At 75.2% G+C, this 26,024-nt stretch carries 3 protein-coding genes; all 3 read left to right on the forward strand.

The genetic code is table 11. From position 1 onward, the window contains the following. Positions 1–977: 977 nt before the first annotated feature. The 3 genes from VA596_RS12420 to VA596_RS12430 are packed head-to-tail and all read left to right on the forward strand — an operon-like array spanning position 978 to position 25,995. Positions 978–8,963, forward strand: a complete 7,986-nt coding sequence (locus VA596_RS12420; RefSeq protein WP_323326399.1) for an SDR family NAD(P)-dependent oxidoreductase — start codon at positions 978–980, stop codon at positions 8,961–8,963. Then, the gene (locus VA596_RS12425; protein ID WP_323326401.1) at positions 8,960–17,422 is read left to right on the forward strand and encodes an SDR family NAD(P)-dependent oxidoreductase; all 8,463 of its coding nucleotides are present in this window, start codon (positions 8,960–8,962) and stop codon (positions 17,420–17,422) included. Before VA596_RS12420 ends, VA596_RS12425 begins: the two co-directional genes overlap by 4 nt. Next, on the forward strand, positions 17,419–25,995 hold the full coding sequence (locus VA596_RS12430) for a non-ribosomal peptide synthetase (protein ID WP_323326403.1): 8,577 nt from the start codon (positions 17,419–17,421) through the stop codon (positions 25,993–25,995). Before VA596_RS12425 ends, VA596_RS12430 begins: the two co-directional genes overlap by 4 nt. Positions 25,996–26,024: the final 29 nt, after the last annotated feature.

A 26,024-nucleotide genomic window follows, 5' to 3' on the forward strand; every position in this document is an offset into this window, starting at 1 on the left:
CGGGCAATCGCGCGAATCGGACATAAGGGCCGAAGCGTGTTGCCGTGTTCGGCGGCCGAATGCGCGTTCCGGCCATTCCCGCAGGTTTGTTCGCTGACCGTGACGGGCGGTTTGGCAATGAGTATTCAAGCCTAGGGCGGGCCGGCCCGGGGAATGCGCGCCGGGCAATGCGCGAGAGCTTCGCCCAGGTGGCCGCGCATCGGCTACACCGAACGTATCCGGCCGGAAAGCGCGCATTCGCCGATGGATCTTATGATGAGCGGGCCGGGTCCGGGCGAATCGTCGATGGCCGCTGGTCCCGGCTCGAATCGGCCGCGGAATACACGAGTTCGATCCGCTGCTCAAACGCCGGGTGGCGAGGTTTGCCCTTTGGTGCTCTCTGTTTGGTCCGTTCGACTTCGATGTGCTGTTCTGTGGCAGTAGTGCGATTTTGGGCGTGCAGGCGCTGGCGGTTTAGTGCGGCTTGTGGGTACGATCTTCGTGTCCCCCAGTGGAGTTGCCCGGTGCGACGGTGCCCGGTGTGCCCGCGGGACAAGACAGAATTAGCGCTCATTTGAGCACCTCGTGCGAATCGGTATGCGCGGGGTGTTTTTCCGGTGCTGCCGCCGGGTGCTCGGTCCGTTGTTGACATTTGGGTGAATTCCGGGAGTTGGGATGGCTGCTGGCGACTCGTTCGTTCCCGCTGAGGTGCTCACCGGTGGTGGGTTCCGGCGCGAGTACGCGAAATCGTCGAACGGACCGCGGCGTGCGAAGGAAATTGCCCGCTAAGACGACCAATACGGCTTCTCCGGCCGCTGATCGGTTCGCCCGGTCGCCGGGGTTCCCCTTCGCACCGGAGAACCCGGCGGCCCACCACTACCTCCCCGCGGCGGTCCGCCGGGGGGAGGGTGCGTCGTGCCCCGGTGCGGAACGGCGGCCACGGCCGTCCACAGTGTCCAGTCCGCCGGAACGTCCCGGTGGGAGGCAAGGAGATCGGTGTGGCTGACCCCGAATTCGGGTCCCTGGTGGACCTGCTCGCGCACCGCGTCGCGGAGGCGCCCGGCCGGCAGGCCTACACCATGGTCGACGACGAGCTGCGCGAGTTCGACGCGCTCACCTACGCGACGCTGGACAGCCGTGCGCGGGCCCTCGCCGCGCGGCTGTCCGCCCACGAGCCCGGGGCGCGGGTCCTGGTGCTGGTGCCGCACGGGCTGGACTTCCTGGTGGGGCTGTTCGCCTGCGTCTACAGTGGACTGATCGCGATCCCCGCCCCGGCCCCGGAGCCCGCGCAGTGGAAGCAGCAGCTGCCCCGGCTGCGGGCGATCGGCGAGGACGCCCGGCCCGCCGTGGTCGTCTCGGCGGAGCAGAACACCGAGGTCGTGCTGCGGGCGTGTGCGGAGGTGCCGTCGCTGGCCGGGGCGGAGCACCTCGTCCTCGGCCGGGACGACGCCGGGGAGGAGCGCGCGCCGCTGCGCCTCGCGGACCCCGGCGAGGCGGCGTACCTGCAGTACACCTCCGGCTCGACGGCCTCGCCCAAGGGCGTGATGATCTCCCAGCGGAACCTGCTGGTCCAGGCCGAGCTGATCCGCGGGTCCTGGGACTACGGCCCGGACTGCCTGAGCGTCGGCTGGATGCCCTACTTCCACGACTACGGGCTCATCGAGGGGCTGATCCAGCCGCTGTACGCCGGCTTGCCGACCGTGATGATGACGCCGATGACGTTCCTGAAGTCGCCGGCCGCGTGGCTCCGGGCGGTCTCCCGGTTCAAGGCGACGCACAGCGCGGGGCCGGTGTTCGCCTACGACTACGCGGTCAAGCGGGTCCAGGACCGGCACCTGGCGGAACTGGACCTGTCGGGCTGGCTCAACGCGAGCATCGGCGCCGAGCGGGTGCACGAGCGGACGCTGACCTCGTTCACGGAGCGGTTCGCCCCGGCCGGGTTCCGGCGCGACGCGTTCCGCCCGTCGTTCGGGCTCGCGGAGTACACCCTGATGGCGACGACCCGGCCGCTGGGCGACCGGGCCACGATCCTGCCCGCCCGCGCGCCCGGCGCAGGCACCGTGGACGGCGCGCGGTACGAGTCGCCCTGGCCGCTGGTGGGGTGCGGTCATCCGGCCTTGGACACGCAGCTGCGCGTCGTCGACCCGGCGACGCGGCGGGAGTGCGCGCCGGGCGAGGTCGGCGAGATCTGGCTGGCCGGTGCGTCGGCGGCCCTCGGCTACTGGAACCGGCCCCGGGAGACGGCCGAGACGTTCGAGGCCACTCTCGACGGCGACGAGAGTGACCAGCGGTACCTGCGCACCGGCGACCTGGGCCTGCTGCACGACGGTGAGCTGTTCGTGACCGGGCGGCTCAAGGAGCTCGTCATCGTCCAGGGCGTCAACCACCACCCCGAGGACATCGAGCGCGCCGCCGCCACCGCCGATCCGGGGTTCGCCGGGCTGCGGGGTGCGGCCTTCGCGACGGAGACGCTGAGCGAGGACGGCACCGAGCGGGTCGTGCTGGTGCACGAGACGAACGCGCGGGCGCTGTCCCCGGAGAAGCTGGACGAGCTGGCCGCGACCGTGCGCGCGGTGGTGTCCGCCCACTGCGGCGTCGACGTGCACGCGCTGGTGCTGGTCCGCCGGGGCGGGGTGCCGAAGACGACCAGCGGCAAGGTGCAGCGCACCGCCTGCCGCCGGCAGTGGCTCGACGGATCGCTCGGCGTGGTCGCGGAATGGCGCCGACGGGACGTCGCCCCGCCGGCCGCGGCGATCGAGGCCCGGCCGGACGCCGCACGGCTGCGGGCGTGGCTCGTGGAGAAGACGGCGGTGCTGGGCGGAGTCGACCCCGCCGCGGTGGACGTGTCCGAGCCGCTGGCCCGCTATGGGCTCACGTCGGTGGTCGCCGCGCAGCTGGTGACCGATCTTTCGCAGCTGCTGGGCACGCGGGTGGAGGTCGTCGAGTTCTACGAGCACCCGACGATCGCCGCGCTCGCCGCGCACCTGGCCGATCCCGCCCGCCGGACGTCCCCCGTCACCACCGCCCCCGTCACCGCCGCACCCGCGCCGACTTCGCCGGCCGAAGACCGCGCGGCGGAGCCCGAGCCCGTCGCGATCGTCGGCATGGGCCTGCGGCTGCCCGGCAAGGTGCGTGATCCCGGCGGGTTCTGGCGCCTGCTGCGGGACGGCCGTGACGTGGTCGGCGAGGTGCCGGCGCAGCGGTGGCGCCCGGAGGAGCACTACGACCCCGATCCCGCCGCGCCGGGCCGGTCGACGACCCGGTGGGGTGCCTTCCTCGACGACGTCGACCGGTTCGACGCGCGGTTCTTCGGCATCTCGCGCCGGGAGGCGGTGCTGATGGACCCGCAGCAGCGGCTGCTGCTGGAGGTGACGCAGGAGGCGCTCGACGACGCGGGCGTCCCCCGCGAGTCCCTGCGCGGCTCGGACACCGGGGTGTTCGCGGGGGTCGGGCACCCGGAATACGCGTGGCTGCAGCACGAGCACCCCGAGCTGGCCGACGGCGGCAGCGCGACCGGGGCGTTCTCCGCGATCGCCGCGAACCGCCTGTCCTACCACTACGACCTGCGCGGCCCGAGCTTCACCGTCGACGCGGTGTGCTCCTCGGCGCTGCTGGCGCTGCACCTGGGCGCCCGGAGCGTGGCGTCGGGGGAGTGCGAGCGGGCGATCGTGGCCGGGGCGAACCTGACGCTCGGCCCCGACATGTTCGTCTGGTTCTCGAAGCTGGGCGTGATGTCCCCGGACGGCCGCTGCCGGACCTTCGACGCGGACGGCAACGGCATCGTGTTCGGCGAGGGCGTCGTGACGCTGGTCCTGCGGCCGCTGGCTCAGGCACTGGCCGACGGTGATCGGGTCTACGCGCTGGTGCGCGGCAGCGCCGCCGTGCAGGAGGGCCGGACCAACGGCCTCACCGCACCGGGCCGTGAAGGTCAGGAAACCTTGCTGCGCAAGGCTTACCGCGCCGCCGGTGTGGCGGCCGGACAGGTGCACTACGTCGAGGCGCACGGCACCGGCACGCCGGTCGGCGACCCGGTCGAGGTGCACGCGCTGGGCGCCGTGCTGGGCGAGGACCGCCCGGCGGAGCGGCCGTGCCTGGTGGGCTCGGTGAAGACCAACCTGGGCCACCTCGGGGTGGTCGGCGGGCTGGCCGGGGTGGTGAAGGTCGCGCTGGCGCTGAAGCACCGGCAGCTGCCGCCGAGCCTGCACTTCCGGCGGGAGAACCCCGCGCTGGGCCTGGCGGAGCGGAAGCTCGCGGTGGCCGACCGGCTGATGCCGTGGCCGGCCGCCGAACCCGGGCTCGCCGGGGTCACGTCGTTGAGCTTCGGCGGCACCGACGTGCACGTCGTGCTGGAGGAGGCGCCGCCCGCCACCCGGCGGGAAAACGCGTTCCCGGCCGGGGAGCCGCACCTGCTGGCCGTGTCCGCGCACGACGAGCGGGCACTGCGGCAGCTCGCGGGCCGGTTCGCCCGGCTCGCCGACGACGAGGACGGGCCCGCGCTGGCCGATCTCTGCTACAGCGCCACCGTGCGCCGGGGCCACTACGCCCACCGCCTGGCCACCGTGGCCGGGTCCACCGAGGAAATCGCCGAGGCGCTGACCGCGTTCGCCGAAGGCACGGGTGACGCGCGGATCTCGCACGGGCTCGTCCGGTCCCTGCGGCCGGCCGAGGTCGCGTTCGTGTTTTCCGGTCAGGGAACGTGGCACCCGGGCGTGGGGCAGCGGCTGCTGCGGTGCGCCCCGGCGTTCCGCGCCGAACTGGTGGAGTGGGACCGGCGGACCCGCGAGCTGGCCGGAGTGTCCGTACTGGACCTGCTGGGCGAGCACGACGCCGAAGTCGTGGCGCCGCACCGGCAGGTGCTCGCGTTCGTCCAGCAGGCCGCGCTCGCGGCCCTGTGGCGGGCGGCCGGCGTGGAGCCGGTCGCCGTCGCCGGGCACAGCCTCGGCGAGGTGACCGCCGCGTACGTGGCCGGGGCGCTGAGCCGCGAGGACGCGCTGAGGATCGTGATCGCCCGCGAAGCGGCGGTGCGGCGGTGCGAGGTGCCGTCCTCGATGGCGTCGGTGTCCGCCCGGCCGGAAGAGCTGGCGAAGCTGCTCGCCGAGGACGAGGACCCCGGCACCGTGGTCATCGCGGCCGTGAACGGTCCACAGTCGACCGTCCTTTCCGGAGCGCGGAACGACCTGGCGCGGGTGCTCGCCGGGCTCGCCGCCCGGGGGATCACCGCCCGCGAGTTCTCGATCGGCTTCCCCGCGCACAACCCGCTGCTGCTGCCGTTCGCGGACGCGTTCGCCGCGGACATCGCCGGGATCGCCCCGGCCGAGCCGCGGGTGCCGATGATCTCGACGGTGACCGGGACGCCGGTGACCGCGGCCGGGCTCGGGGTGGCCCACTGGGTCGACAACCTGATCCGCCCGGTGCGTTTCACCGACGCCTTCGACGTCCTCGCCGAACGGGGCACCACGGCGTTCCTGGAGGTCGGAACGCATCCCGTGCTGACCCCCGCGATGGAAGAGCAGGCGGAGGACACCGGGCGCGACGTCGTCGTGCTCGCTTCGTCCCGCAAGGACGCGGAAACCGCGACCTGGCTGTCCTCGCTGGGCCGGCTGTACACGCTGGGCGCACCGATCCGGTGGGACCAGGTCTACCCGACGGGCAACCTGGTGCGGCTGCCCGGGCAGCAGTGGCAGCGTGAGCGGTTCTGGCTCACCGACGAGCTGCCGGAGCGGCCGGTGGCACCGGTGCCCGAGCGGGCCGGCCGGATCGTTCCGCTGACCGGGGCCGACCTGGTTTCGCTGCGGCAGCACCGGGTGCGGGACACCGCGCTGCTGCCCGCGGCGGCCTATCCGGTGCTCGCCTTCCAGGAAACGGGTGGCCCGGTCGCGCTGGCGAACCTCGTCCTGCACGCGCCCCGGCCGCTGCCGGGTGGCGACGACGCGCTCCGGATCACGGTCACCGGCGACCGGATCTCCTTCGGCGACACGGCGACTTGTGAGCGCGCCGCCTTCGCGGGACCCACGCCGGCCCTGCCGGAGCTGTCGTCCACAGTGGACGAGCCGCTGACCGTCGTGCCGGGACCGGCCCACGACCGGCTCCTGCGCGCCCGCGGCGCCCGGTACGGCGTGGCCTACCGGACGGTGACCGAGGTGACCCGCCGGGACGGCGAGGCGGAAGGGCGGCTGCTGGTCACGCCGCAGAGTTCGGCCTGGACGACCGCCACGGCGGTGCTGGACGGCGCCTTCCAGGTCGCCTACGCCACTTTGTCCACTGAGGACACTGCGCCACTGTTCCCCGTGCGGATCGAGCGCGTGCGGCAGCACCGCCTGCCGGACGCGGGGGAGTACCGGGTGCGCGCCCGGCTCGTCCGTGCGGAGCCGGGCGAGAACGCGGTGGTGGACCTCGTGCTGCAGACCGTCTCGGGTGAACCGGTTGCCGAAATCTCCGGGCTGGAGCTGCGGCTGTCGACCGAACCCCACGCGGCGCCCGTCGGCCGGGTGCCCGAGTGGTGGCGGCTCGTCGCCCCGCCGGGTCCGGCGGATCCGGGCCGGTGGCTCGTGCTCGGCGACGACGCGCTCGCCGCCGCGCTCCCCGGGGACCCCGCCGGTGACGTCACCGGAATTGTCTACGTCCTCGATGCCCTTGAAGCCGACCCGGTCGCCGCCGCGCAGCGGATCGCCACCGAGGTGTTCGGCCTCCTGGGCGACCGGGCCGACACGACGCTGCCCCGGCTGTGCCTGGTCACCCGGGGGGCGTGCGCGGTGACCCCCGCGGACGCGGCGGATCCCGCCCGCCTCGCGGCCGGGGTGCTGCCGGCGCTGGCGCGCTCGGTCCGCGCCGAGTTCCCGGACACCGCGTGCGGGGTCGTGGACCTCGACCCGGAGGGGCCCGGCGACCCGGCCGGGGTGCTCGGCCTGCTCGGCCGGGAGCCGGTCGTCGCGGTGCGGGGCGGCGAGTGGTACGTGCCGCGGCTCGTGCCCGCGGAATTCGGCCGGGCCGCCGGGCGGACCGGCGGCACGTGGCAGCTGGCGCAGCGGCGGACCGGGGTGCTCGAGCCGTTCGTGCGGCACGTCGTGACCCGCGGGCCGCTCGGGCCGGGCGAAGTGGACGTCGCGGTCGCCGCGGCCGGGCTGGGGTTCCGCGACGCGCTCAAGGCGCTCGGGAACTACCCGGTGCCGGAGGACGGGCCGGCGTGGTTCGGCGACGGCTTCGCCGGCACGGTCACCGCCGTGGGCGAAGACGTCACGCACGTCCGCCCCGGCGACCGCGTGTTCGGCGTCGGCACCGCGTGCCTGGCCGGCTCGGTGCGGACGCTCGCCGACCTCGTGGTCCCGGCGCCCGCCGCGGTGACCGACGAGGAAGCGGCCGCCGCCATGCCCTACCTGACCGCATGGTACTCGCTCGTCACGACGGCCCGGCTCGCCGAGGGCGAAACCATGCTGGTGCACTCCGCGGCCAGCGGTACCGGACTCGCCGCCGTGCACGTCGCGCGCTCGCTCGGCGCCCGGGTGCTCGCCACCGCGGGCACCGAGGAGAAACGCGAGTACCTGCGTTCCCTGGGGGTCGAGCTGGTCCTGGACTCGCGGGGCCCGGGCTTCGGCGACCAGGTGCGGCGGCACACCGGTGGCCGCGGGGTGGACGTCGTGCTCAACTCGCTGTCCGGCTCGGCGATCGCGGAAAGCCTGAGCGCACTGGCCCGCTACGGCCGGTTCGTCGAGCTGGGCCGCCGGGACATCGAGGACGACGCGCCGCTGAACCTCGGCGGGTTCCGCGAGGACCTCACCTTCGCCGCGGTCGGCATCGCGCGGGTGTTCTTCGACCGCCCGGAGCTGATCGGCGGCCTGCTGCGCGCACTGGCGCACCGGCTGGCGGACGGCACCCTGCCGCCGCTGCCGGCGCGGTCGTTCCCGGTCTCGCGGGCCGAGGAGGCGTTCCGGGTGATGGCCCGCGGCACGCACATCGGCACGCTCGCGGTGACGGTGGCGTCCGCGGCCGGGCTCACGACCGAGGCGACCTACCTGGTCACCGGCGGGCTGGGGCACCTGGGACTGCTGACCGCCGGGCGGCTGCTGGCCCGGGGCGTGCGCCGGGTCGCGCTGCTGGGCCGCCACGCGCCGACGGCGGAAGTGACCGCCCGGCTGTCCGAACTGGACCCTTCGGGCGAGCGGATCACCGTGCACCAGGCGGACGTCACCGATCGCGCCGCCCTCGAAACCGTGCTCGCCGGCTTCGACGCGGGCGGCCCGCCGCTGCGCGGGATCGTCCACGCGGCGGGCGTCTCGGACGACGGCATCGCCACGGCGATGACCGCGGAGCGCGTGGCCGCGGTGCTGGCGCCCAAGGCGGCCGGTGCCTGGCACCTGCACGAGCTGACCGCGGACCGGGAGCTGGACGCGTTCGTGCTCTACTCCTCGGTCGCCGCGGTGCTGGGCTCGCCGGGCCAGGCGAACTACGCCGCGGCCAACGGGTTCCTCGACGCGCTGGCGGCGCACCGGGCGGCGCGCGGGCTGGTCGCGACCAGCGTCGGCTGGGGCCCGTGGACCGGTCCCGGCGAGGCCGCCGCCCGCGGCAGCAGGCACTGGGCCGCCAGGGGCGTCGCGACACTGTCCGAAGAGGACAATCTGCGCGCGCTCGACGCGGTGCTGGACGGCGCCCCGGTGCAGGCCGCGGTCTTCGCCCGCGCCGACGGGGTTCCGGCGCTCGCGGAACCGGTGCGCGAGGCCTTCGCCGAACCCGGGACGGGCCCGGAGGACCTGGACGACTGGCTGCTCGGCGAGATGGCGGTGGTGCTGAGCTCCCAGCCGGACCGGCTGAGCCCGGACGACCCGTTCAGCGAACTGGGCTTCGACTCGCTGACGGCACTGGAACTGCGGAACCGCATCGAAGCGAGGTGGGGGGTCAAGCTGCCCGCGACCCTGCTGTGGCGCTACCCGACGCCCGCCGCGCTGGCGGCCCACCTCACCGAGCGCCTGGACGAGGTGGTGGTGGCGTGACGGCCACAGTGGACGGTCCGGTCGCCGTCGTCGGCATCGGCTGCCGGTTCCCCGGCGCCGGCTCGCCGTCGGAGTACTGGGACCTCGTGCGCGAGGGCCGCGACGCGGTGGGGGACGCCCCGCCCGACCGGCGGCGGCTGAACTCCGCTTCGCCGCGCCGCGGCGGCTTCCTCACCGGCATCGACCGGTTCGACGCCGGGTTCTTCGGCATCGCCGCGGCGGAAGCGGCGCGGATGGACCCGCAGCAGCGCCTCGTGCTCGAGGTGGCGTGGTCCGCGCTGGAGGACGCCGCGATCGCCCCCGAGTCGCTGGCGGGCAGCCACACCGGCGTGTTCGTCGGCCTGCACTCGCAGAGCAGCGACTACTACTGGATGCAGTCCGGCGGGGTCGACGCCCACACGGGCACCGGCACCGCGCACGGCATGGTCGCCGGGCGGCTGGCCTACACCCTGGACCTGCGCGGGCCCGCGCTCACCGTGGACACCGCGTGCTCGTCGGCGCTGGTCGCCGTGCACCTGGCGATGCGCAGCCTGCGCGCCGGGGAGTGCGAGGTGGCCGTGGTCGGCGGCGTGAACCTGATGCTGACCGGGCTGTTCGCCAGCGTGGGCGAGCAGATGGGGCTGCTGTCGCCGAGCGGCGGCTGCCACCCGTTCGACGCCTCCGCCGACGGCATCGTCTCCGGCGAGGGCTGCGGGGCCGTCGTGCTCAAGCCGCTCGCCGCCGCCCGCGCCGCCGGGGACCGGGTCCTGGGCGTGCTGCTGGGCTCGGCCGTCGGGCAGGACGGGCGCGGGAACGGGCTCACCGCACCCAACCCGCTGGCCCAGATCGACGTGGTGACCCGCGCCCTCGACGACGCCGGGGTGGCGGCCGATCGGGTGTCCTATGTGGAGGCCCACGGCACGGGAACGCTGCTCGGCGACCCGATCGAGCTGGACGCGCTGTCCGAGGTGTTCGGGGCCGGGCTGCCCGCGCTCGGGTCGGTGAAGGCGAACCTGGGCCACCTCGAAGGCGCCGCCGGCATGGCCGCGCTGATCAAACTGCTGCTCATGCTGCGCCACGGCGAGATCCCGAAGCAGCCGCACTTCACCGAGCCGAACCCGAACATCGAGGTGCCCGGTTACCCCGAGTGCGTTCCGGTGGAGACCGCCGCGTGGCCGGGCGCCGACCGGATCGGCGGGGTCAGCGCGTTCGGCTGGTCGGGCACCAACGCCCACCTCGTCGTCGGCGAGCCGCCCGCCGTCGCGCCGCCGACGGAAGCGGACGGCCCGGAACTGCTGACCCTGTCGGCCCGGTCGGAGCCCGCCCTGCGCGCGCTCGCCAGTGCGTACGCGGACGCACTGTCCACAGCGGACTCGGTGCCGGACCTGTGCCGCACCGCGAACACCGGCCGCCAGGCGATGCGCCACCGGCTCGCGCTGCCGGTGTCCGGCCGGGACGAGGCGGTGGCCGCGCTCGCCGCGTTCGGGGCCGGCGAGGACGCGCCGGGAACGTACGCCGGGGAGGCCGGCAAGCGGCCGAAGGTGGCGTTCCTGTTCAGCGGCCAGGGCGCGCACTACCTCGGCATGGGCCGGGAGCTGCTGCGGACCGAGCCGGTGTTCGCCGACGCCGTCCGCGCCTGCGACCGGCTCGCGGCCCGCTGGTTGCCGCCGGGCGCGGTCGAGTCGGTGATCGCGGGCACCGCGGGCGAGCACGTGCTCGCCGACACCCGCCACGCCCAGCTCGCGCTCGTCACGGTGCAGGTGGCGCTGGCGCGGTTGTGGCGTTCCTGGGGCGTGACCCCGGCGGCCGTGCTCGGGCACAGCGTCGGCGAGTTCGCCGCCGCGCACGTGGCGGGCGCCCTGAGCCTGGAGGACTGCCTGCTGCTGGTCGGCGAGCGGGCCCGGCTGATGCACGAGCTGCCCGAGGGCGGCGGCATGACCGCCGTGCACGCCCCGCCCGAGCAGGTCGCCGTGCTGCTGGACGGGCTCACCGACGGGCTGTCGGTCGGCGCGCTCAACGCGCCGGGCACGACCGTGGTGTCCGGGTTCGCCGCGCACCTCGACCGGCTGGAGGCCCGGCTGGACGCGGTCGCGGTGCGGTACCGCAGGCTCACCGTCTCGCACGCCTTCCACTCACCGCTCGTCGAGCCGGTGCTGGACCGCTTCGCCGCCGCCACCGGCGGGGTGCGGCACCGGCGGCCGCAGGTGCCGCTGGTCGCGGGCGCGACGGGCGCGCTGCTCACCGCCGCCGACCTGGACGGCGGGTACTGGGTCCGGCAGATGCGGGAGCCGGTCCGGTTCACCGACGCCATGGCGACGCTGGCGGCCCGCGGCTGCACCGTGTTCGTCGAGGTCGGGCCGGGCAGCACGCTCGTCGGCCTCGGGCGGGCCTGCGTGCCGGAGGACGCCAAGACCTGGGTGCCGTCCCTGCGCTCGGCGCGCCCGGCGCAGCACCTGGACGCGCTGGGGCAGGTGTTCACCGCGGGCGTCCGGATCCGCTGGGACGACGTCTACCGCGACCGGCCGCGCCGCCGGGTCCCGCTGCCCGGCTACCCCTTCGAGCGGCAGTCGTACTGGCTTCCGGCGCACTCGGCCGTCCAGCCGGAGCAGGACACGTTCACCGTCGAATGGCGGGAGGCGGCCCGCGTTGCGCGCGGCGGCTCCCGGCGGCTGCTCGTCGTGGACACCTCCGGCGAGCTGGTGGAAAGCCTGCGGGCCCGGGGTGCCGACGCGACCCTCGTCGAGGAGCTTGCTTTCGATGGCGAACCGGTCGACCTCGTGCTGCGCTGGCCCGGCGACCCGCGGGAGGGCGTCGAGCTGGTGCTGGCCGCGCTGCGGGCCGTGGACGGCAAGGACGTGCGGCTGTCCCTCGTGACGCAGGGCGCGCAGCCGGCCGGCGGGCAGCCGGTCGAGCCCGAGCCCGCGGTGTGGTGGGGCCTCGGCCGCACGCTCGCGATGGAGCACCCGGAACTGCGCGTGCGGCTGCTCGACGGCGCCGACGCCGGGGAGCTGGCCGAGGAGATCCTCTCCGGCGACCCCGAACCGCAGGTGGTGCTGGCGGGCGGGCGCCGGTACGTGCCGAGGCTGGTTCCGGCGCCGCGCGGCGGCGAGCCCGTGGCGATCCGGCCCGACGGCGCGTACCTGGTCACCGGCGGGCTGGGCGGGCTTGGCCTGGAGACCGCGGACTGGCTGGTGACCGCCGGAGCCCGGCACCTGGTGCTGTTGTCCCGCAAAGAACCCCCGGCCGACACACTGTCCAGAATGGACGGCTGGCGGGCCGGCGGCGTGACGGTGGACGTGGTGGCCGCGGACGTCTCCGACGAGGCGGCGCTCGACGCGGTGTTCGCCCGGTTCGGCGCGCGGCTGCGCGGGGTCGTGCACGCCGCCGGCGTGGTCCGGGACCGCGCGCTGGTGCACCAGGACTGGGCCCGGTTCGACGAGGTGTTCGCGGCGAAGGTGCGTGGCGCCCGCCTGCTGCACGAGCGGACCGTCGCGCTGTCACTGGACTTCTTCGTGCTGTTCTCCTCCGCGGCGGCCGTGCTCGGCTCGCCGGGGCAGGCGAACTACGCCGCCGCCAACGCCTACCTGGACGCGCTGGCGCACCACCGCGCCGGGCGCGGCCTGCCCGCGACGGTGCTGGACTGGGGTCCGTGGGAGCGGACCGGCATGGCCGCGCGGCTCGACGCGGACTCGGCCCGCCGCTGGACCGCGGCCGGGGTCCGGCCCCTGACGCCCGCCCACGGCCTCGGCGCGTTCGGCCGCGCGGTGCGCGCGGGCGCGGCGCAGGCGGTGGTCCTCACCGTCGACTGGGACACCTACCGCGCGGGCCGCGGCGCCCACCTGGCGGCCTCGCTGCTCGCGGAGCTCGGCGCCGCCGCGCCGGCGGAACCGGTCCGGGCGGAGACCGGGGCGCCGCTGGCCCGGCAGCTCGCCGAGCTGCCGCCCGCGCAGCGACGCCCGGCGCTGGTACGGCGGCTGGCCACGCTCGTCGGCGGGTTCGTGCCGTCCGGCACGCCGGTCGACACCGCCGCCGGGTTCTTCGACCTGGGCATGGACTCGTTGCAGGCCACGGAACTGCGCAACACCCTCGTCCGGGAGCTGGGCCGTCCGCTGCCCGCCACGCTGGTGTTCGAGAGCCCGACCGTCGACAGCCTCGCCGCCACCCTGCTCGCGGGCACGTCCGCGCCGGCCGTGGCCGCGCCGCGGCCCGAGAGCGGTCCGGTGCCGATCGCGGTGGTGGGGCTCGGCTGCCGGTTCCCCGGCGCCGACTCGCCGGAGGCGTTCTGGCGGCTGCTCGCGGACGGCGTCGACGCGACCCGCGAGGTGCCCGAGGGCCGGTGGCCCGGCGGGATCCCCGTCGGACGCGGCGGTTTCCTCGACGCCGTGGACGGCTTCGACCCGGAGTTCTTCGGGATCAGCCCGCGCGAGGCGGAGAAGATGGACCCGCAGCACCGCCTGCTGCTGGAGGTCTGCTGGGAGACCGCGGAGCACGCGGGAATCCCCGTGGACTCGCTGGCGGCCCGGCGCGCCGGGCTGTTCGTGGGCCTCGGCAGCCACGACTACGAACTGCGGCGCGCGCGGGCGGGTGCGGAGGCCGACGCCTACAGCGGCACCGGCAACCCGGCCTGCTTCGCCGCCGGGCGCGTGTCGCACCTGCTGAACCTGACCGGACCGGCGATGACGCTGGACACGGCGTGCTCGTCTTCGCTGCTCGCCGTGCACTTGGCGGCGCAGAGCCTCCGGCTCGGCGAGTGCGACGCGGCGCTCGCGGGCGGGGTGAGCCTGATGCTGGCGCCGGAGAACTTCCACCTCGGCGTCGCGCTGCACGCGTTGTCGCCCGACGGCCGGTGCAAGCCGTTCGACGCCGCCGCCGACGGCTACGCGCGCGGTGAGGGCTGCGGCATGGTGCTGCTCAAGCGGCTGCCCGACGCCCTCGCCGACGGCGATCGCGTCCTCGGCGTGCTCAAGGGATCCGCCACCAACCACGACGGCCGCAGCAGCGGGCTGCGGGTGCCCAGCGGGGCCGCGCAGCGCCGGCTCCTGGCCGACGCGCTCGCCGCGGCCGGCGCCGCACCGTCCGATGTGGACTACGTCGAGGCGCAGGGCACCGGCAGCGACCTCGGCGACCCGATCGAGGCCGCCGCGCTGGCCGAGGTGTACGGCACCGGGCGGGACCGGCCGCTGCTGGTCGGCTCGGTGAAGGCGAACATCGGGCACCTGGAGGCCGCCTCCGGCGTCGCCGGGCTGATCAAGGTCCTGCTCGCGCTGCGGCACGGCACGGCACCCGCCCAGCTCAACCTCACCACCCCGAACCCGAAGATCGACGCCGGCCCGGAGGTCCTGCGGCTCGGCGGCGGGCGGCAGGACTGGACCGCCCCGGCCGGACGGCCGCGGCTGGCGGGCGTCAGCTCCTTCGGCCTCAGCGGCACCAACGTGCACGTGCTCGTCGAAGAGGCACCCCCGGTCGCGGCCGGGGAAAGCGCTCCCGTCGAACGGGCCGGGGACCTGCTGGTGCTGTCCGCCCGGTCCGAGGCCGCGCTGCGGGACCACGTCCGCCGGTACCTGGACGTGGTGACCGCCCCGGACGCCCCGGAACCGGCCGACCTCGCCCACGCGGCCGCGTGCGCCCGCACCCACCTGCCGCACCGGCTCGCCGTCGTCGCCTCGTCCTCGGCCGACGCGGGCCAGCAACTGCGGGAGTTCCTCGCCGGGAGCGTCCCGGCCTTCGCCGGAACGGCGGGCATCCCGCCGACCGTCACGATGGTCTTCGGCGACCCGGGCGCGGCCTTCGCGGGCTTCGGCGCCCTGCCGGCGACGGAGCCGGCCTGGCAGCGGGCCATCGCGGAAGGCGAGGTCGCCCTCGGGGTGCCGGGCGCGCTCGCGCGGCCGGAAGCGCTGCTGCGCGAGCGCCCGGAACTCCGCTCCGCCGTCACCGTCGCACTCCAGTACGCCTACGCCGAACTGTTCCGGTCCTGGGGCGTCGTCCCGGCGGCGGTGGCGGGCGCGGGCGCCGCCGCCTGCGTCGCCGGAACGGCCTCGCTGCGGGAGGTCCTGTCGTCTCCGGTGCAGGTGCCGCGGCAGGCAGAGTCGGGGATCGTGCTCCGGATCGGCGCGGGGGAGCGGGCCACCGGCGAACCACTGGAACTGCTGACCGACCTGGCCGAGCCCGCCGAAGCACCCGCCGACCGCGCACGTGCCGTCGCCGCCGCCCTGCACGTGCGCGGGGTCGCGCTGGACTGGGCGCGGGTCCAGCCGCGCGGCGCCGCGGGCCGGGTCGACCTGCCGACTTACCCGTTCCAGCGATCCCGGTACTGGGAGGAGCTGACTCCCCGCGAAGAAACGCCCTGGCCCGGGAGGCGGGTGCCGACGGCGGGCCGTGAGCGCGTCTTCACCCGCACCGTCGGCGTGGACACCCCGGTGCTGCGCGACCACCGCGTGTTCGGCGAGGTCGTGGTGCCCGGCGCCTGGTACGTCTCGGCCGCGCTCGGCGCCGTCCGCGCTCTCGGCGAGCAACGTCCCGAGCTGCGCAACGTCTCGTTCCGGCAGGCCCTGACCGTGCGCCGGGGGGAGGACCACGAACTCCAGGTCGTGCTCGACCCGCGGGACGGCCGGTTCGAGATCAGCGCGAGCCCGGCGCCGGACTGTCGTGAGTGGACGGTCCACGCGGGAGGGTCGTTCGGGACCGCCGCGTCCGCGGCGGAGCCGCTCACCGCCGGCGAGCCGGCAGGCGACGGCTGGCGGGCCGTCGGACAGGACGAGCTGTACCAGGGCTACGCGGCGGCGGGTGGCGAGCTGGGCCCGGCGTTCCAGTACGTGCGCCGCGCGTGGGTGCGTGAGGCCGAGGCCGTGGCCGAGATGCACGCCGTGGACGGCGACGGCGCCCCGCCGCCGGGCCTGGTCGACTCCTGCTGCCAGCTCCTGCTGGCGACGTTCTTCTCCAGCGGCGCCTGGGTGCCGGTGTCGGTGGACCGCGTCCTCGCGTACGAGCCGGTGCCGGTGGAGACGTGGGCCGTGGCGCGGCTGGCGGAGCACGGCGAGACCGGCTCGACCGGCGACGTGCACCTGCTCGCGGCCGACGGCCGGGTGGTGCTGGCCCTGCACGGCGTGCGGTTCCACCGCGTCGACCGCACGTTCGCGGGCGCCGAGCGGGCCCTGACGCGACGGTGGGAGGTGGACGACGAGCCCGCCGAGCCGCCCGCACCGCAGACGTGGCTGCTGTTCGCCGAACCCGGCACGCCCGACACCGTGCTCGCCGAAGCCGCCGCGGCGGCCGGGATCGACGTGGTGCGCGTCCGCGCCGGCCACGCACCGCGCCGCCACGACGCGGCGCGGTCCGTGGACCCGGCCGACGCCGAAGCCGTGCGGGACGTGGTGACCGCGGTCGTCGGCGAGCACGGCGACGACCTGTGCGAGGTCGTCTATCTCGCCCGCGGCGAAGACGCCCTCGACGGCTGCCTCGGTCTCCGGCACGTTGCGCGGGCACTGGCCGGGCTCGCCGCCCCGCCGCGGCTGAACCTGCTGACCAGCCGGACGCAGGCCGCGGCCGGCACGCCGCGACCGGGCGGCGCGGCGGTGTGGGGAGCCGGGCGCGCGATCGCGCTCGAGCACCCGGAACTGCGCACCCTGCTGCTGGACCTCGACCCGGCCGCCGAGGCGGACCCGGCGAGGGTGGTGGACGAGGTCACCGCCCCGCGGGGCGGTACCGAGGTCGCGCTGCGGGACGGGCGGCGGCTGCGGGCCACGCTCGTGCCGGCGGACCTGCCGGAAAAGCCCGTCACGATCCACGCCGGCGCGCCCTACCTGGTCGTCGGCGGCCCGGAGGCGCGGCCGGTGGCGGACTGGCTCCGCACGCAGGGCGCGACCGACGTCGTGCTGGCCGGGGAGCCCGGCGACCACCCGGGGCTGCGGGGAGTCGTCTACGCCGACGGAAAGGACCTCGAAGCCACACCACTGGTGGACGGCGAGGACCTGGACTTCCTGGCGTTCCTCGGGACCGGGGACGCCGAGTCCGCCGCCCACGAGAACCTGGCCCACCGCCTGCGGGCGCAGGGGCGCCCGGCCGTCAGCCTCGTCTGGGACGGGACGGACACCGCGCTGCTGGGCCGGGCCCTCGGCGCGGACGCCGCGCACCTGCTGCTGGTCGCGCCGCCCGCGGCCGCCCCCGTCGTCACCCGGGAGGAGGCCGCGGTCCTCGAACCGTCCACAGTGGACATCGCGGACGAGACCGTCCTCCAGGCCCGGCTCCGCACCCTGGTCGCCGGGGTGATGGGCCTGCCGGCGACCCGGCTCGACCCGGCGACCTCCCTGCACGAACTGGGCTTCGACTCGCTCATGGCCTTCGAGGTCAAGGACCGGGTCGAACGCGAACTCGGCGTCGAAGTGCCGCTCGGCCAGGTGCTGGAACGGCCCACTGTGGCCGGGCTGGCCGACCTGGTCGCCGAACTGACCGCTCCCGACCGCACCCGCGAGGTTCTGCGATGACTCAGCTGTCCTCCCTCCCCGTCGCCCCCGGTCAGCCGGACCGGCCCGAAGGCGGGCTCGTGCCCGACCCGGCGAACGCGCACGAGCCGTTTCCGCTGACCGACCTGCAGCAGGCCTACTACGTCGGCCGCAGCGGCGCCTTCGCGCTGGGCAACAACGGCATCCACGGCTGGCTCGAGGTGGTCTGCCACAACCTGGACCACGATCGCCTGGAACGCGCGTGGAACCAGGTGCTGCGGTGGCACCCGATGCTGCGCGCGGTCACCGAGGACGGGCAGACCCAGCGCGTGCTGCCGGTCACCGAGTACCGCATGGAACGGCTGGACCTGCGGGCGCTGGACGCCGCCACCCGCGAGGCGCGGCTCGCCGCCCTGCGGGAGGAGCAGTCGCACTTCCGCTACGACCCGGCGCGGTGGCCGCTGTTCCGCATCCTGCTCTGCGACGTGCCGGCGGAGGACGGGCGGGCCACCACCGTGGTCCTGGCGAGCTTCGACGGGCAGAACCTCGACCTGTGGAGCCTGCAGAAGATCTTCGACGACTGGGTCGAGGGCTACGAGGACCCGGACGCGCAGCGGCCGCCCGTCCCGGTGACCTACCGGGACTACGCGCTGGCCGTCACCGCGCTGAAGGAGACCGAGGAGTACCGGCGCTCGCTGGCCTACTGGCGCGAGCGGATGGCCGAGCTGCCGGACGCCCCGTCCATCCCGCTGGTCCGTGCGTTCGAGTCGGTCGACAAGCCGCACTACGCCCGGCACGCCGCGGTGGTCCCGGAGCCGGAGTGGAGCGCGATCAAGGCCAACGCGCGCCGCCACGGCGTCACGACGTCCACTGTGCTGCTCGCGGCGTACTGCGAGGTGCTGCACGCGTGGAGCGGTGACGAGCGCTTCACCGTCAACGTCACCATGTCCAACCGGCTGCCGCTGCACCCGCGCATCGAGGAGGTCGCGGGCAACTTCTCCTCCGTCGTGCTGCTGGACGTCGACCACGGGGCGGGAGCGGACTTCGCCGAACGCGCCACGACCATCCAGAAGCGGCTGTGGCACGACTTCGACCACCGCATCGCCTCGGGCGTGCCCGCGATCCGCGAGCTGGCCCGGCTGCGCGGCACGCCGGACGGGCTGCTGTTCCCGTTCGTCTACACCAACATCGTCGGCACCTCCACCTACCGGGCGCTGGAACGCCTGGGGCGGCTGGAGAACCTCGTCTCGATGACGCCGCAGGTCGCGCTGGACCAGCAGGTCATGGAGTCCGGTGGCGCGCTCCAGCTCAGCTGGGACCACGTCGAGCAGCTGTTCCCCGAGGGCATGGTGGCCGACATGTTCGGCGCCTACCGGCAGCTGCTGCGGCTGCTGAAGGACGAGCGGCAGTGGCGGGCGGGGTCGTTCCCGCTCGTGCCGCGGGCGCAGCTCACCCGGCGAAACGCCGTCAACGCCACCGCCCGGCCGGTGCCGGATGTCCTGCCGCACCAGCTGTTCGAGCGGCGGGCCGCCGCGCACGGCGACCGGGCCGCGGTCGTGTGGGCCGGCGGCGGCCTGAGCTACGCGGAGCTGGACCGCGCGGCCAACCGGGTCGGGCACGTGCTGCGCCGCCACGGCGCGAAACCGGACCTGGCCGTTCCGGTGCTGCTGCGCAAGGGTTTCCGCCAGGTCGTCGCGGTCTACGGCACGCTGAAGTCCGGTGCCGCCTACGCGCCGGTGGACGCCGAGGCGCCGGACGAGCGGATCGCGTTCCTGCTCGACCGGCTGGACAGCCCCGTGGTGCTGACCGAGCACCTGCCCGGGCGGGAGATCACCTGGCCCGAGGGCGTCACGCCGGTCTTCCTCGACGACCTGCTCGCGGCCGGAGCTGCGGCGGGGGAGGAGGAGCCGCTGCCCGCGGTCCAGACGGCCGACGACCTCGCCTACGTGCTGCACACCTCCGGCTCGACCGGCCGCCCGAAGGGCGTGATGATCGAGACCGGCGGCGTGGTCAACCGCATCACCGACCTCGCCGAGCGGTTCGCGCTGACCGAGGACGACCGCTGCCTCGGGGTCACCGCGCTGCACCACGACATGTCGGTGTTCGACATCCTCGCCGTGCTCGCGGCGGCGGGCGGCTGCCTCGTGCTCCCGGCCGCCGACGAGACCCGCGAACCCGCCGCTTGGGCCCGGCTGATCGCCGAGCACCGCGTCACCGTGTGGAACTCGGTGCCCGCGTTCCTCGAGATGCTCGTCCTCGCGCACGAGCAGCGCCCGGCAGGCCCGGACGCGCTCGCGTCGCTGCGGCTCGTGCTGCTGGGCGGCGACTTCATCCCGCTCGCGCTGCCGGACCGCCTGCGCGCGCTCGCGCCGGGCGCGGCGGTGCACAGCGTGGGCGGGCCGACCGAGACCACGATCATGGACATCGCGCACGAGGTCGGCGAGATCGACCCGGCCTGGCGCAGCATCCCCTACGGCACGCCGATGGCCAACCGCACGTACCAGGTGTTCAACGAGCGCATGGAGCCGTGCCCGGTGTGGGTGCCGGGCGAGCTGTGCCTGGCCGGCGAGGGCCTGGCGCGGGGCTACTGGCGCGACGACGAGCTGACCGCCGCCGCGTTCGTCACCCACCCGCGCAGCGGGGTCCGCTACTACCGCTCCGGTGACTTCGGCCGCTACCTGCCGGACGGGACGCTGGAGATCCTCGGCCGCCGCGACCAGCAGGTGAAGATCCGCGGCCAGCGCATCGAGCTGGAGGAGATCAGCGGCTGCCTCACCGAGCACCCCGACGTCCGGCAGGCGCTGGTGACCACGTCGGTCGAGGAGGGCCGGGTGGGCGCCAGCCGCCTGCACGCCTACGTGGTGCTGACCGGCTCGGGCCCGTCGCTCGCGGCGGCGCAGGCGTTCGACCCGGCGGACGAGGTGGAGCTGAACCCGTTCGAGCGCCTGGAGTTCAAGCTGCGCCACCCCGGCGTGCGCAAGGACGTGGCGGACCGGCCCGCCGTCGACTTCGCGCCCGCCGCGGACGGCGGGCCGGAACGCCGCAGCGTCCGGCGCTACCTGCCCGCGCCGGTGCCGGCGGCCCAGCTCGGCGAGCTGCTGGCCTGCCTGAGCTCGCGCACCGAGCCGGACCAGCCGTTCCCGCGCTACCAGTACCCGTCGGGCGGCAACCTCTACCCGGTCCAGGCCTACGTGTACGTCGCGCCGGGACGGGTCGAGGGCGTGGCGCCCGGCCTGCACTACTACCGGCCGGACACGCACTCGCTGGTGTCGCTGGACGAGGACGCCGTGCTGCCGGAGGACATCCACGCGGAGCTGAACCGGGCGATGTTCGCCGCGTCGGCGTTCTCCGTCTTCCTGGTCGCCCGCATGTCGGCGGTCACCCCGCTCTACGGGTCCCTCGCGGACGACCTGGTCCTGCTGGAAGCGGGCTACCTGGGCCAGCTGCTGATGACCCGGGCCGCGGCGACCGGGCTCGGGCTGTGCCCGATCGGCGGCGTCGACTTCGAGCGGGTGCGCCCGGGCTGCCGGCTGCTCGACGACGACCGGCTCGTGCACAGCCTCGTCGGCGGCGTGCCCGACCCGGTCGCCCCGCCGCCCCCGGCCGCTCCGGAGGAGGCACCCGGGCTGCTGCTGGACTACCTCGCCACGCGCCTGCCCGGTCACCTGGTGCCCGACACGATCACCGTGCTCGACCGCTTCCCGTTGAGCCCCAACGGGAAGATCGACCGCCGCGCCCTGCCCGACCCGGCCGGCGCGGAGCCGGCGGAGGTGACCGACGCCGGCGAGCGCAGCCCGGTGGAGAAGGTCGTCGCCGCGGCCTGGACCGAGGTGCTGGGCCGCGAGCCCGGCCGGCACGACAACTTCTTCCGCCGCGGCGGGGACTCGCTGTCCGCGACCCGCCTGGCCGTGCGCCTCGGTGAGCTGCTGGGCCGCGACGTGCCGGTGCGCGCGTTGTTCGAGCACCCGACGGTGGCCGGGCTCGGCGCGGTCCTCGGTGAGGCGGGCGGTCCCGCCGTCGCCGCGCTGCCGCTCGGGCCGGTGGAGCGGGCGGAGCGGCCGCCGTTGTCGCGGCAGCAGCAGCGGCTGTGGTACATCGACCGGATCGCCGAAGACGGCGCGTACAACAACCCCATGGCGTTCCGGCTGCGCGGTCCGCTGGACCGGGCCGCGCTGGGCCGCACGCTGACCGAGATCGTGCGCCGCCACGAAGCGCTGCGCACCAGCTTCCCCGCCCGGGACGGCCTGCCGTACCAGGTGGTCGCCCCGCCCGCGGAGCTGCCGGTCGCCGTGGTCGACGTGAGCGGGGCCCCGGACGCCGAGGAGCAGGCACGGCAGCTGGTCGAGAGCGGCATCGGGGAGCGGTTCGACATCGAATCGGGACCGTTGCTGCGCGCGCTGCTCGTCCAGGTCGGCGCGGACGACCACCTGCTGAGCCTCGACGTGCACCACATCGTCTGCGACTACTGGTCGTTCAGCGTGTTCGCCCGCGAGCTGGCCGCGCTGTACGAGGCGTTCACCCAGGACCGCCCGTCACCGCTGCCGGAGCTGCCGGTGCAGTACCCGGCCTTCGCGCAGCACCAGGCGGGCTGGCTCGATCAGGGCCTGCTCGACGACCAGGTCGCGTACTGGGAACGCCGGCTCGCCGGCCTGCCCGTGCTCCAGCTCCCGACGGACCACCCGCGCCCGGCCGTCCAGCGGTTCCGGGGTGCCCGGCTGACGTCCACAGTGGACCCGGAGTTCGCCGGCGCGCTGCGCTCCTTCGCCGCCGACCACCGGGCGACGCTGTTCATGGCGCTGCTGGCCGGCTTCGCGGTGACGCTCCAGCGCTACACCGGGCTCGACGACGTCCCGGTCGGCGCGCCGGTCGCGAACCGCACGCACAGCGACCTGGAGAACCTGATCGGCCTGTTCGCCAACTCCGTCGTGCTCCGCGTGGACCTCTCCGGCGAACCCGACGTGCGCGAGCTGCTGGACCGGGTGCGCGCGACCACGGTCGACGCCTACCAGAACCAGGTCGCGCCGTTCGAGACGCTCGTCTCCCGGCTCGGCACCCGCCGCGACCTCAGCCACAACCCGCTGTTCCAGGTGATGTTCACGCTGGAGACCGCGGCGCCGCGGATCGACCTCGCGGGACTGGCGATCGAGCCGCTGGCGATCGAGCCCGGCAGCGAGCACTTCGACCTCACGGTGTTCTGGAACGAGGGCGGCGGCGACCTGACCGTCACCTTCCGCTACAACACGGACCTGTTCGAGGAAGCCACCATCCGCCGGCTGTGGGAGCACTACCAGGTGCTGCTGCGCGCGATGGTGGCCGACCCGGGCGCCGCGGTGGCCGAGCTGCCGATGGCGACGCCGGACGACCTCGCCGAGGTGGCCGAATGGTCCACTGTGGACGAACCGGCCGGCGAGCCCGTGGCCGCGCACCTGCTGTTCGAGGCCCAGGCCACGCGGACACCGGACGCCGTCGCACTGGCCGCCCCCGGCGTCGAGCTGACCTACGCCGAGCTGGACGCGCGGGCCAACGACCTGGCGCTGCGGCTCGTCGCCGAGGGCGCGGGCCGGGGCACGGTGGTCGGCGTTCTCGCGCCGCGCTCGGCGGACCAGGTGGTGGCGACGCTCGCGGTGCTCAAGGCCGGCGCGGCGTTCCTGCACCTGGACCCGGCCCACCCGCGGGACCGGCTCGCGCTGCTCGCGGAGGACACCGGGGTGCGCCACGTCGTGCTGCCGGGCGACCTCGACGTGGCGCTGCCCGCGGAGGTGCTGCCGGTGCCCCTGGAAGGCGGGGCCGTCGCCGAGCGCCTGCAGGTCGTGCCCGAGCCCGGGGACCCCGCCTACGTCATCTACACCTCCGGCTCCACGGGCCGGCCCAAGGGCGTCGCCGTCCCGCACGGCGCGCTCGCCGCGTACCTCCAGGCCATGCTGGAGGTCACCGGCGCCGGCCCCGAGGACGTCTACCTGCAGACCGCGAGCCTGACGTTCAGCGCGGCCTACCGGCAGGTGCTGCTCCCGCTGTGCTCGGGCGGGCGCGTCCTGGTGGCGCCGGCCGAGGCGCTGCGCGAGCCGCTCGAGCTGTTCGCGCTGGCCAGGGCGCACGGCGTGACGGTGGTGGACCTGGTGCCGTCGTACTGGCGGGCCGCGCTGCCGCTGCTGACCGGCGACGCCGGGCTGCCCGCCGTGCGGCTGGTGCTTTCGGCGAGCGAGCCGCTGCCCGGCGGCGTCGTCGACGGCTGGCGGCGGCTGTTCCCCGCCGCCCGGCACGTCAACATGTACGGCCAGACCGAAACCGCGGGCATCGTCGCCACGTTCGACGTCCCGGACGGGTACGACACCGCGGGTGTCGTCCCGGTGGGCCGCCCGATCCCGGGCGTCCGGCTCCACGTGCTGGACGACGCGCTGCGGCCGGTGCCGCCGGGGCTGCCCGGCCAGATCTGGGCCGGCGGCCCGACGCTCGGCCTCGGTTACGTCGGCGACCCCGCGCTGACCGAGGCGAGGTTCGTCCCCGACCCCTTCTCGGACGAACCGGGAGCCCGCCTCTACGCGACCGGCGACCTCGGCCGCTGGCACGACGGCGTGCTGGAGCACCGGGGCCGCCGCGACGACCAGGCCAAGGTGCGCGGGTTCCGCGTCGAGCCGGACGAGATCGTCGCCGTGCTCGACACCCACCCCGGCGTCGCCGACTCGGCCGTGCTGCCGGTGACCGACCCGGACGGGCACCAGCGGCTCGTCGCCTACGTCGTGCCGGCGGCCGGGGAAGACGTGACCGAGCCCGCCGCGCTGCGTTCCGCGATCCGGGCCCACCTCGCGCAGCGGCTGCCGGACTACCTCGTGCCCGGCGCGGTCGTCGTGCTGGCGGAGCTGCCGCGCACGGCCGGCGGCAAGCTCGACCGCCAGGCGCTGGCCGCGCGGGAGATCGCGCCGGTGACGGCGTCGCCGGAGCAGCCACTGCCGCCGGACGGCCCGGCCCGGCGGCTGGCGGAGCTGTGGGCGTCGGTGCTGCGGGTGGACGCGGTCGGCCCGCACGACAACTTCTTCGAGCTGGGCGGGGACTCGATCCTCAGCATCCAGATCGCCGCGCGGGCCGCGGAGCAGGGCCTCCAGCTCACCTCGCAGCAGATCTTCCAGCACCAGACCGTCGCCGAGCTCGCGCCGGTCGTGCGGGAACGGCGGGCGGCGGGCGAGGATCCGGCGGCCACCATCGGCGAGGTCCCGCTCAGCCCCATCCAGCACTGGTTCTTCGACCAGGACCAGCCCGAGGCGCACCACTGGAACATGTCCCTGCTGCTGCGCGCGAACACCGGGCTCGACCCGGACCTGCTCACCGAGGCGCTGCGGGTCGTGTTCGCCGCGCACGACGCGCTGCGCCTGCGCTTCCACCGCGACGAGGACAGCCGCTGGCGCCAGCACTACGCCGACGACGCGGAGGGCGTACCCATCGAGACGGCCGACCTCTCGGGCATCGCCGACGAGGCGGCGTACCGGGCCGAGGTCACCGCGATCTGCACGCGGGCCCAGGGTTCGCTCGACCTCACCCGCGGACCGCTGGGCCGGGCCGTGCTGCTGCTCGGCGGCGACCGGCCGGACCACCTGCTCCTCGTGCTGCACCACTTCGCCGTGGACGGCGTCACCTACCGCGTCCTGCTCGACGACCTCCACCGCGTCCACACCCAGCTGTCCCGGGGCGAGCCGGCGAGCCTGCCGCCGCGCTCCGACTCGCTGAAGACGTGGACGGAGAAGCTCGTCGAGTGGGCCCACCGCCCCGAGACGGAGGCGCGGGCGCGGGACTGGATCGAGGCGGTGCCGGCCGAGCGGCCGGGCATGCCGGTCGACTTCCCCGGCGGGGCCGGGCACAATACCGCGGGTTCCGAACGCGCGGTCACCCGTTATCTGTCCGTTGACGACACTTCGGCGCTGCTGCGTGACGTGCCGCGCGTCTACCACGCCCGCGTCGACGAGGTGCTCTTCACCGCGCTGGCGCTGGCCTGGCGGGCCTGGACCGGGCAGCCGGAGCTGCTGGCCGACCGCGAGGCCCACGGGCGCGAGGACGTCCTCGCCGACGTGGACGTCACCAGGACCGCGGGCTGGTTCACCACCGCCTGCCCGGTCCTGCTCTCCCCGGGCGACGGCGACCCGGGCGCGGCCCTGCTGCGGGTGAAGGAGCAGCTGCGCACCCGCTCCGGCCAGGGCCTGGACTTCATGGCGCTGCGCTACCTCAACCGGCGGACCGCGCCGCTGCTGGCCGCGCTGCCGGTGCCCCAGGTGCGGCTGAACTACCTGGGGCAGTTCGACCAGGTCGTCTCCGCGGGCTCGCTGCTGTCGCTGTCGGACCTGGACATGGGACCGGAGCGCAGCCCGCTCGGCTCCCGGCCGCACCTGCTGCGGGTGGACGCCTTCGTGGTGGCCGACCGGCTGCGGTTCGACGTGAAGTACAGCGAGAACGTGCACGACCGGGCCGCCGCCGAGGCGTTCGCCGCGGCCTACCTCGACGCGCTGCGGGCCCTCGTCGCCCGCGGCGCCACCGCCGGCGGCGAGTTCTACTCGCCGTCCGACTTCCCCGATCTCGACCTGAGCGAGGGCGAACTGGCCTCCGTGCTCGCCACCCTCGACGACCGCTGACCACTCGTCCGCAGACCCGGAAGGAAGAC

It is taken from the genome of Amycolatopsis heterodermiae, assembly GCF_034929455.1.
GTDB classification, from domain to species: domain Bacteria; phylum Actinomycetota; class Actinomycetes; order Mycobacteriales; family Pseudonocardiaceae; genus Amycolatopsis; species Amycolatopsis heterodermiae.

What these genes read in the sequence shown, in the direction of transcription:
- VA596_RS12430 (WP_323326403.1), top strand. Translation starts at nt 17,419, where the DNA reads ATGACTCAGCTGTCCTCCCTCCCCGTCGCCCCCGGTCAGCCGGACCGG.